Origin of the sequence: Methylobacterium indicum (assembly GCF_001043895.1) — a bacterium.
GTDB classification, from domain to species: domain Bacteria; phylum Pseudomonadota; class Alphaproteobacteria; order Rhizobiales; family Beijerinckiaceae; genus Methylobacterium; species Methylobacterium indicum.
In genome coordinates, this window is record NZ_JTHF01000029.1 from 1 (window position 1) to 10,327 (window position 10,327).

Sequence of the window (10,327 nt, forward strand, 5' to 3'; positions counted from 1 at the left end):
TTCGGCTACTGCACCGGCACGATCCGGGCACCCGTGCCGGTGCAGTAGCCGAATCCGTGCCCGCCGGCATGAGAGCCCCCTTGGGTGCCGCCCTGCGCCTCCCGCTCCTCCTCCGGGGCATGGGCGTAGAGCGGCTGGGCCGGCAGGTCCTGCGCCTCCGGTCCCAGCATGAAGGCGGCCATCACCGGCAGGTAGCGGTCCTGCGCCTCCGCCGTCACCGTCGCGCCCGGCACGCAGCCGCCGCGCCCGTGATGGCGCTCGCAATCGGCCTCGGTCTCGTAGCGCGGCGCGGTCGCCGCGTAGGCCCGGCGCGCCGCGGCCTCGGCGGTGGTGCAGTCCTCGGGCTTGCGCCGGCCCTCGGCGATGCAGGCGCCGACAGTGCCGTAGACCAGCGCGTCCTCCTCCCGCTGCGACGGGTCGAGGCGGGCGAGCCCGAAGGCCGCCGCCCCCGCCCCGGCGACCAGCACCAGGGAGATCGTCGCCGAGCGCTTCATGCGCCGGATGGATTCCGCGTCGGGGTCCTTGCCAAAGTCCTTGCCGGGGGCATCGCCCATCGCGCGCCTCAATAGGTCATCGAGGCGGCGTTCACGACGCCGCCGGCCAGGGACGCGGCGCCGAGCAGCACGGCCGCAGCCATCCGGTCCTCCTCGATCCGCCGCGACAGGTCCGGCAGGACGAGGCGCACCAGCCAGTAGATCCCGACCTGCACCACCAGGGCGACGAGGCCCCAGACCAGGCAGTCGAGGACCGAGCGGGCGTTGTAGATCGCCACCGCCAGCGGCAGGGCGAAGCCGACGAGGCTGCCGCCGAGGGAGACGGATGCCGCGGTCACGTCCCGCCGGATCAGCGCCAGCTCGTTATGGGCCGTGGCGAAGGTGTAGACGACGAGATAGAGGCCGGTCAGGAGCGCGGCCATGCCGAGATAGAGGAGAAAGTCGGGCAGCCCGGCGATCGAGGTCACCGGGGCGCGATTCTATCGGAGGCGCGGCTCTCGTCGAGCGGAACGGAAGAGAGGACCAAGCAACACCCCGTCGATCACGCCGGACGGATCGGTCCGGCCAGTCGATCCCGGCTGTCCGCTTCCGTTCTCCGCGCGCAGCGGCAGCATCCCTCGCGACCGCGGCTCCGATCATCGTCAAGCTGCTGCCCCGCGTCAACTCCGCGTCGCCGGGGATGGCAGCGCCACGCCGACAACGACATCGCGCGCGACTTCCTCTCGCCCGAGACATCTTTCCGGCGTCGCGGCCGGCACAGGCCGCGCCCTTGCGCGGCCAGCGCCCTCGCGCGGCCCGCGCCGATGCCGGCAGCCCGCGTCAGGCCGCCCGGACGCTGGCGAGGAAGCGCGTCACCTCGGCCGAGAGATACTCGGACTGGCGCGTCAGGGCGGAGGCCGCCGAGAGCACCTGGCCCGCCGCCGCGCCCGTCTCCTCCGCCGCGCCCGCCACGCCCGCGATGTTGCCCGTCACCTCGCCGGTGCCGGCCGCGGCCTGGGAGACGTTGCGGACGATCTCCTGGGTCGCCGCGCCCTGCTCCTCCACCGCCGCGGCGATCGAGATCGCGACATCCGAGATCTCCTCGATCCGCGCGGTGATTCCGGAGATCGCCCCGGCGGCGAGACCCGTCGAGGCCTGGATCGCGGCGATCTGGCTGGTAATCTCGGCGGTGGCCTTCGCGGTCTGTCCGGCGAGGTCCTTCACCTCGGCCGCCACCACGGCGAAGCCCCGGCCGGCGGTCCCGGCGCGGGCGGCCTCGATGGTGGCGTTGAGCGCCAGAAGGTTGGTCTGCGCGGCGATCGACGAGATCAGCCCGACCACGTCGCCGATGCGGGCGGTGGCGTCCGTCAGGGCGCGGACCCGGGCCGCGCTCTCGCCGACCTCCGCCACCGCGACCCGGGTCAGCCGGGCCGACCCGTCGACCTGGCGGCCGATCTCCTGGACCGAGGCGCCGAGTTCCTCGGCCGCCGCCGCCACCGTGCCGACGTTCGACGAGGCCTGCCCGGCTGCGGCCGCCACGGCGGTCGATCGGGCCGCGGTCTGCGTCGCGGTCGCCGCCATCGACCGGGCGGTGGCCTGGAGGTCGGCCGCCGAGGCCGAGACCCCGCCGACGATGCCGCCGACCGCCGCCTCGAAGGAAGCCGCCATCGCGTGCATGCCGGCCCGGCGCTCGGCCTCGGCCGTGTCGCGGGCCTGCGCCGTCTCCGCCTCCAGGAGGCGGGTGCGGATCAGGCCGTCCTTGAACACCTGGACGGCGGCCGCCATCGCGCCGACCTCGTCGCGCCGGCCGGTACCGGGGATCGCGGTCGCGACGTCTCCGGCCGCCAGCCGGCGCATGGCGCGGTCGAGGGTGTGGAGCGGGGCCACGGCCCGGTTGAGGCCGAGCCAGAGGATGCCGGCCCCGGCCAGCGCCAGCACCGCGGCGAGCCCGGCGGACTTCGTCCGGATGCGGTCGATCAGGGAATAATACTCGCTCTTCTTCACGCCGGCATAGACGATCCCGACGACCCGCCCGTCGGCGTCGCGGATCGGCTCGTAGAGAGCGAGATGAGGGACGCCGAGGATCGTGGCCTCCCCACGGAAGCTCTCGCCCCGGCCGAGCACCGCCTCGTGGACGGGCCCCGGCGCGAGCCGCGTGCCGACCGCCCGCGAGCCGTCCGGATTGGTGACGGTGGTGGCGACCCGCATGTCGCCCAGGAACACCGTCGCGGTGCCGCCCATCACCGCCCGCACGCGGTCGACGGCGGGCTCCGCGGCCCCGATGACGTGGGAGCCGATCGCCAGCGTCCCGTCCCGCACCGAGAAGGTGGAGGAACCGCCCTCGTCGACGAGGGTCTGCTTCAGGAGCCGGAGGTTGCCGTCGAGGGCCGCCGCTGCCTGGTGCCGCATCTCCTCGTCCACGTCCCGCACCATGATTCCGGCGAGTCCGGCGATCGCCGTCACCAGGACGACGGTCCCGATGGCGCTGCTGCGGACGGCGAGGGAGATCGCGGGCAGGGACAGGAGGCGAGCGGGCATGAGGACACGAAGCTCCGTTGCGGCGCGAGAGGCCCGCACGGCGCTGTGCGGGACAAAAATAGGCATATGTTCCTCTCGCGGCCGACCGTATCGTCCTCACCGGATTAATTTATGTTTTATTCTCTCGCAGAAAATCAGGATAATGCGGCAAATCCGGCGACCTAATCCAGAACATGCTGTCGCCGATCGCAGACAATGAGGGCCGCCTGGCGAATAGACTAGGACATGCGGCCTAAGCGAATGGGCGGGCGGTCGCCACTTGGACCGCCCGCCCTCCCGCTCGGCGGTCCGGGCTCGAACGGGCCAAGCTTGGAGGCGAATCCCCGAGATGGACCGGCGGCCCGCGCCTCACTCCCCGACCCGCGGCAAGGCCGCCACCAGGGCGGTCAGGAACGCCTGGACCGCCCGCGGCAGGGGGCGGTCGCGCATGGTCTGGACCTCGATGCCGCGGGCGAGGCTGCGGCGGGAGCGGATCGGCAGCGCCACGAACTCCCCGCGCCCGACATGGTCCGGCAGCGCGATCGAGGACATCAGGGTCAGCCCGCGGGTCAGCCGCACGAAGGGCAGGAGGGCCGAGAGGGCGTTGGAGGTGAAGGCGGGCTCGATGGCGATCCCCTCCGCCCGGCAGGCCGCGTCCAGGATGGTGCGCAGGGTCGTGTCCCGGGGCAGGAGCGCCACCGGATGGGCGGCGATGTCGGAGAGCCCGATCACCGTCTGGCCCGCGAGCGGATGGTCGGGCGCGCACAGGGCCACCATGTCGAGGCTGTTGCGATAGGCGACCGCCGTGTCGGCGGAGGGGTCCAGGCAGAAGGTGAGCCCGAGATCGGCCTCGCCCTGGATCACCCGCTGGGTCACCTGGCTCGGCGGCAGCACGCTCAGCTCGAAGCGGATGCCCGGATGGCGGGCGTGGAAGCCGGCGATCACGCTCGGCACGAGGTCGATGGCGAAGGCTTCGGTGGTGGCGACGCGCACGAGGCCCCGCCACAGGCCTTCCAGTTCCCGGATCTCGGTGACGACCTGCTCGGCGCTCGCCAGCACCTGACGGGCGTGGCGCGCGAGCAGCTCGCCCGCCTGGCTCAGCACCATCCCGCGCGGCCGCCGCTCGAACAGCAGGCAGGCGAGTTCGGCCTCGAGGTTGGCGATCTGCCGGCTGATCGCCGAGGGGGCGACGTTGAGCCGGGCGGAGGCCGCCGCGATCGTGCCGTCGCGGGCGACCGCCAGGAAGTAGCGCAACGCCGTGGTCTGCATCGTCCCGCCCGCCGTCGTGGTGCCTTGCCGTTTCGGTGCCTTGCCGTTTCGGCAACGAACCTATCGCCAAATTCGTCTTGTTGCGATCGGATCTGCGCAACATCCTGGCATGGTGTATTTTGCGGCAGTGCAGCAAGACGGGCGGACGGTCCCCCGCGCTGCCCTCGACCAGGCGGAGCCGACATGCCGATACGGATCGAAGCGGGCCGGGTGCGGACGGGTCATGCGCGGATGCGCCGGGCGGGCCTGGCGCTCGCGGGCCTCCTGCTGGCCGGGGTCGCGGGCCCGGCGCTCGCCGGCAAGGCCAACGACACCCTGGTCTACGCCTCCGACAGCGAGCCGGAGAACCTGAGCCCGTACCACAACAACCTGCGCGAGGGCGTGATCCTCGCCCGGAACGTCTGGGACACGCTGATCGACCGCGACCCGAAGACGGGCGCGCACCGGCCGATGCTCGCCACCGCCTGGACCTGGGTCGACCCGGTGACGCTCGATCTCACGATCCGCGAGGGCGTCACCTTCCACAACGGCGATCCCCTCACCCCCGAGGACGTCGCCTTCACCTTCAACTACGTGCTGACGCCCGAGGCGAAGATCGTCACCAAGGGCAACGTCGACTGGATGAAGTCGACCGAGGTGACCGGGCCGCACAGCGTGCGCATCCACCTCAAGGCACCGTTCCCGGCCGCCCTCGAATACCTGTCGGGCCCGACCCCGATCCTGCCCGCCGCCTACTTCAGACGAGTTGGCCTCGACGGCTTCAGCAAGGCGCCGGTCGGCACCGGCCCCTACCGCATCGTCTCGGTCGAGAGCGGCAAGCGCGTCAGGATGGTGCGCAACGACACGTATTGGCCGGGCAGCCCGATCGGCAAGGCGACGATCGGCAAGCTCGAGTTCCGCATCATCCCGGACGCCGACAGCCGCATGGCCGAACTGATGACCGGCGGCGTCGACTGGATCTGGCGCGTGCCGGCCGACCAGGCCGAGCAGCTGAAGGCCGACCCGACGCTCACCGTGCTCTCCGCCGAGACGATGCGGGTCGGCTACCTGCAATTCGACGTAGCGGGCCGCGCCCAGGCGACCTCGCCCCTCAAGGACGTGCGGGTGCGCCAGGCGATCTCCTACGCCATCGACCGCAAGGCGATGGTCGACAACCTGGCGCGCGGGGGCGCCCGGGTGATGAACGCGGTCTGCTTCATCGAGCAGTTCGGCTGCACCGAGGAGGGCGTGCCGACCTACGCCTACGACCCGGCGAAGGCCAGGGCGCTCCTCAAGGAGGCCGGTTACGGAAACGGCTTCGACATCGACCTCTCGGCCTATCGCGAGCGCGACTACGCGGAGGCGGTGATCGGCTACCTGCGCGCCGTCGGCATCCGGGCGAAGCTCAACTATCTGCGCTACGCCGCCTTCCGGGACGCGTTGCGCGCCGGCAAGACCTCGATCGGCTACCAGACCTGGGGCTCGTTCTCGATCAACGACGTCTCGGCCTTCACCGGCATCTACTTCCGCGGCGGCGAGGAGGACCTCGCCCGCGATCCCGCGGTGATCGCCGACCTCCAGGCCGGCGACACCAGCACCGATCCGGCCCTGCGCAAGGCGAAGTACCGCCAAGCGCTCACGCGCATCGCCGCGGAAGCCTACGCCCTGCCGATGTTCTCCTATCCGTCGAACTACGCCTTCAGCGCCGACCTCGCCTTCACGGCGCAGACCGACGAGGTGCCGCGCTTCTACGCCGCCTCCTGGAAGAAGTAGGAGGCGGGCGCCATGCTGGGCTTCGCGGTTCGCCGCATCCTCGTCGCGGTCGGCGTCGCGCTGACCGTCTCGGTCGCGAGCTTCCTGCTCCTGCACCTGTCGGGCGACCTCGCCACTGCGATCGCCGGCCCGGAGGCGACGGGCGAGCAGATCGCGGCGATCCGCGTCCAGCACGGGCTCGACCAGCCGCTGGTGGTCCAGTTCGGCACCTGGGCCTGGCACGCGCTCCAGTTCGATTTCGGGCGCTCGTTCTACTTCCCCGAGCAGGTGACGGACCTCCTGGCGTCCCGCCTGCCCGTGACCCTGACGCTCGGTGTCATCGCGCTGGCGGTCGCGCTCCTCGTCGCGATCCCGCTCGGGGTCGTGGCGGCCTTCCACCGCGACACCTGGATCGACCGCACCGCGCTCGCCGTGTCGGTGCTGGGCCAGGCGATGCCGAGCTTCTGGTTCGGCCTCACCCTGATCCTGATCTTCTCCGTCAACCTGCGCTGGCTGCCGGTCTCCGGCAACGCGACCTGGAAGCACTTCATCCTGCCGGCGGTGGCGCTCGGCTACTACGCCATGCCGGCGGTGATGCGGCTCACCCGCAACGGCATGCTGGAGGTGCTGTCCTCGGATTACGTCCGCACCGCCCGCGCCAAGGGGCTCCCCCCGCGCAAGATCCTGATCCGGCACGCGCTTCGCAACGCCGTGATCCCGGTGATCGCGCTCGCCGCGGTGCAGTTCGGCTTCATGCTCGGCGGCTCGATCGTGATCGAGGCGGTCTTTTCGCTCCAGGGGCTGGGCCAGCTCGCCTGGGAATCGATCGCCCGCAACGACTTCCCCGTGGTCCAGGCGATCGTGCTGGTGCTGGCGATGATCTATATCGGCCTGACGCTCGCCGCCGACCTCCTCAACGCCCTCCTCGATCCGCGGCTGCGCTCATGACCGTCCGGCCCGCCTCCCTCCCCTCGGCTCAGGCCGAGATCGCCCTCCCTCCGGCCCGCTCGCCCGCAGCGATCGCGCTCAGGCGCGGCCTGTCCCATGGCGGCTTCCTGATCGGCGCCGGCATCGTCGGGCTCGTCGTGCTGACGGCGCTCGCCGCGCCCCTGGTCGCCCCGCACGACCCCTACGCCCAGGACGTGTCGCGCCGGCTGATCCCGCCGATCTGGCACGCCAAGGGCAGCGTCGAGCATCTCCTCGGCACCGACAAGCTCGGGCGGGACTATCTCAGCCGCCTGATCTACGGCAGCCAGATCTCGCTGCTGATCGGGCTCTCCGCCGCCCTGATCTCGGGGGCGATCGGCACCACGCTGGGCGTGCTCGCCGGCTATTACGGCGGCCGGGTCGACGCGGTGGTGAGCTACGTCGTCACCACCCGCCTGGCGCTACCGGTGGTGCTGGTGGCGCTCGCCATGGCCTCGCTGGTCGGCGGCTCGCTCAAGGTGGTGGTGCTGGTGCTCGGCTTCCTGCTCTGGGACCGCTTCGCGGTGGTCACCCGCGCCGCGACCCGGCAGGTGCGGGCCCAGGACTTCGTCGCCGCCGCGAAGGCCGCGGGCTTCTCCCCGGTCCGGATCCTCGCCCAGGAGATCCTGCCCAACATCCTCAACGCGCTGATCGTCGTCGCGACCCTGGAGATGGCCCACGCCATCCTGCTCGAGGCGGCGCTCTCCTTCCTCGGGCTGGGCGTGCAGCCGCCGCTGCCGTCCTGGGGCCTGATGATCGCCGAGGGCAAGCCGTACATGTTCTTCCAGCCCTGGGTCATCACCATCCCGGGCGTGGCGCTCCTGATCCTGGTGCTCGGCATCAACCTCCTGGGGGACGGGGTGCGCGACATCACCGCTCCCGAGGGGCGGCATTGACGATGTCTCCGTCGGCTTTTCCTTTCGTCCCGCCCTCAACCTCATCCTGAGGTGCTGCGAAGCATCCTCGAAGGAGGGCTCCAGAAGTCTCCGAGATCCCTGGAGCCCTCCTTCGAGGCTCCCTTCGTGTGCGATCTTCGATCGCCAGACACCTCAGGATGAGGTCGCGGGTGGGAGGGGGCGAGGCCGCCCGGGTTTCCACCAAGCGACGATCAAGATCCAACAATCTTCTCCTTCTCACACGCGCATAGAAAGTCCCCCCATGTCGCGACGCGATGCCATCGCGCTGGCCCACCGGCACTACGACGACGGCGGCTTCCTCGCCGTGCTCCGCCGGGCGGTCGCCCTGCCGACCGAGAGCCAGGCCCCGGACCAGGGGCCGGCGCTCGCCGCCTACCTCACGCAGTTCATGATCCCGGCGGTGACGCGGCTCGGCTTCGCGACCCGCCTCGTCGAGAACCCGCAAGAAGGCCGCGGCCCGTTCCTGATCGCCACCCGGCACGAGGGCGACGACCTGCCGAAAGTGCTGACCTACGGCCACGGCGACACGGTGCGGAACTACCCCGAGCAGTGGCGCGCCGGCCTGCATCCGCTGGACGTCGTGGTCGAGGGCGAGCGCTGGTACGGGCGCGGCACCGCCGACAACAAGGGCCAGCACCTGATCAACCTCGCCGCCCTCGAGGCGGTGATGCAGGCCCGCGGCGGATATCTCGGCTTCAACGTCACGCTGCTGGTCGAGATGGGCGAGGAGGCCGGCTCGCCGGGCCTGCACGCGGTCTGCCGCGCCGAGAAGGACGCGCTCGCCGCCGACCTCCTCATCGCCTCCGACGGGCCGCGGATCGAGGCCGAGCGGCCGACGCTGTTTCTCGGCTCGCGCGGCGGCATCACCTTCGAGCTCGTCGCGGACCTGCGCGAGGGCGGCCACCATTCCGGCAACTGGGGCGGGCTCCTGCGCAACCCCGGCACCGTGCTGGCGAGCGCCATCGCGAGCCTCGTCGACGGGCGCGGGCAAATCCTCCTCGACGCCCTGCGCCCGCCGCCGATCCCCGCCGGCGTGCGCGCGGCGCTCGCCGACATCATGGTCGGGGGCGACCCGAACGCGCCTTCGATCGACGAGGGCTGGGGCGAGCCGGGCCTGAGCCCGGCCGAGCGGGTCTTCGGCTGGAACACCCTCGAGGTGCTGGCCTTCAAGTGCGGCGACCCCGACGGGCCGCAGAACGCCGTGCCGCCCTCGGCCAAGGCGACGCTGCAGCTGCGCTTCGTCGTCGGCACCGACTGGGAGGGCGTCGTGCCGGCGATCCGCCGGCACCTCGACGCGGCGGGCTTTCCCATGGTCGAGGTCCGGGCGACCCGCACCGAGGTGTTTCGCGCCACCCGGTTGCCCGTCGAGGACCCGTGGGTGGCGTGGGCGCTCGCCTCGATCGAGGCCAGCACCGGCAAGCGCCCGGCCCTCCTGCCGAATCTCGGCGGCTCGCTGCCGAACGACGCCTTCTCGGAGATTCTCGGCCTGCCGACCCTGTGGGTGCCGCACTCCTACCCGGCCTGCTCGCAGCACGCGCCCGACGAGCACCTGCTGGGCGCCCCGACCCGCGAGGCGCTGGGGCTGATGGCCGGCCTGTTCTGGGACCTCGCCGAGACCGGAGTGACGATCCGGGACGGGCGGAAGGCGATGTAAGGGATCGCCAAACCCATGCACCGGCACCCTCGGGGTCGTTCCGGGGCCGCGAAGCGGAGCCCGGAATCCAGAACCGCGGATGGTTCAGGATACGGCGGAGAGGTCTCCGCTTCGTCCTGCAGCACCGGAGTGTCTGGATCCCGGGCTCCGCCGTGCGGCCCCGGGATGACGCGGAGGGGATCGTTTCCGTCGCGGCAAAGCAGATACTCCCGACAACACTTCCGTCGATCGAACCAGCCCGCCCATCGGGCGCATGAGGGCCAGCGATGAGCGAACCGGTCGTCCAGATCCGCAACCTGACCCTCGCCCTGCCGCGGGGGGCCGACCGGCCGCACGCGGTCGAGGATCTGAGCCTCGACCTGATACCGGGACGGATTCTCTGCGTCGTCGGCGAATCGGGCTCGGGCAAGTCGATGAGCGCCTACGCGCTCACCGGCCTCTTGCCGCGCTCGCTCACCGTCGTGGGCGGCGAGATCCGGTTCGAGGGCCGCGACCTCCTGCGCCTCGACGAGCGGGACTGGCGCGCGCTGCGCGGCCGGCGGATCGCGATGATCTTCCAGGAGCCGATGACGGCGCTGAACCCGGTGATGCGGATCGGCGACCAGATCGCCGAGATGTTCGAGGCCCACGACCTCCTCACCCCCCGGGAGCGGCGCGCGCGCGCGGTGGCGCTCGCCGGCGAGGTCGGGCTGCCGAACCCCGAGCAGATCGTCCGGGCCTATCCGCACCAGCTCTCGGGCGGGCAGCGCCAGCGGGCGATGATCGCGATGGCGCTCGCGCTCGAACCCGCCGTGCTGGTG

Annotated in this window: 9 protein-coding genes; 5 read left to right on the plus strand and 4 right to left on the minus strand. The window is 71.7% G+C overall.

Annotation, left to right across the window (positions count from 1 at the left end; all coding sequences use genetic code 11):
* Positions 1 to 5 precede the first annotated feature (5 nt).
* The 4 genes from QR78_RS03980 to QR78_RS03995 form a co-directional block, all read right to left on the minus strand.
* Complete coding sequence (locus tag QR78_RS03980) at positions 6 to 554, minus strand: DUF1190 domain-containing protein (RefSeq protein ID WP_053220785.1); 549 nt, start codon at positions 552 to 554, stop codon at positions 6 to 8.
* An 8-nt stretch (positions 555 to 562) separates the two neighbouring features.
* A complete protein-coding gene (locus tag QR78_RS03985; RefSeq protein WP_048426206.1) occupies positions 563 to 961 on the minus strand; it encodes a DUF350 domain-containing protein in 399 nt (132 codons plus the stop codon).
* A 352-nt stretch (positions 962 to 1,313) separates the two neighbouring features.
* Positions 1,314 to 3,011: a methyl-accepting chemotaxis protein gene (locus tag QR78_RS03990; RefSeq protein ID WP_048426207.1), complete on the minus strand. Its 1,698-nt coding sequence runs from the start codon at positions 3,009 to 3,011 to the stop codon at positions 1,314 to 1,316.
* 348 nt (positions 3,012 to 3,359) lie between these two features.
* Positions 3,360 to 4,259 (minus strand): LysR family transcriptional regulator, encoded by a 900-nt coding sequence (locus QR78_RS03995; protein ID WP_048426208.1) that lies wholly within the window; start codon positions 4,257 to 4,259, stop codon positions 3,360 to 3,362.
* Positions 4,260 to 4,490: 231 nt separating this feature from the next.
* Here QR78_RS03995 and QR78_RS04000 point away from each other — a divergent pair, with 231 nt between their 5' ends.
* The 5 genes from QR78_RS04000 to QR78_RS04020 form a co-directional block, all read left to right on the plus strand.
* Positions 4,491 to 6,011, plus strand: a complete 1,521-nt coding sequence (locus QR78_RS04000; protein WP_048426214.1) for an ABC transporter substrate-binding protein — start codon at positions 4,491 to 4,493, stop codon at positions 6,009 to 6,011.
* A 12-nt stretch (positions 6,012 to 6,023) separates the two neighbouring features.
* A complete protein-coding gene (locus QR78_RS04005; RefSeq protein ID WP_048426209.1) occupies positions 6,024 to 6,938 on the plus strand; it encodes an ABC transporter permease in 915 nt (304 codons plus the stop codon).
* Positions 6,935 to 7,852: an ABC transporter permease gene (locus QR78_RS04010; RefSeq protein ID WP_048426210.1), complete on the plus strand. Its 918-nt coding sequence runs from the start codon at positions 6,935 to 6,937 to the stop codon at positions 7,850 to 7,852. The genes QR78_RS04005 and QR78_RS04010 overlap by 4 nt, the downstream gene beginning before the upstream one ends.
* Before the next feature lie 262 nt (positions 7,853 to 8,114).
* Positions 8,115 to 9,527, plus strand: a complete 1,413-nt coding sequence (locus QR78_RS04015) for a M20 family metallopeptidase (RefSeq protein ID WP_048426211.1) — start codon at positions 8,115 to 8,117, stop codon at positions 9,525 to 9,527.
* A 266-nt stretch (positions 9,528 to 9,793) separates the two neighbouring features.
* On the plus strand, positions 9,794 to 10,327 hold a 534-nt coding region (locus QR78_RS04020), incomplete at its 3' end, for an ATP-binding cassette domain-containing protein (protein WP_048426212.1).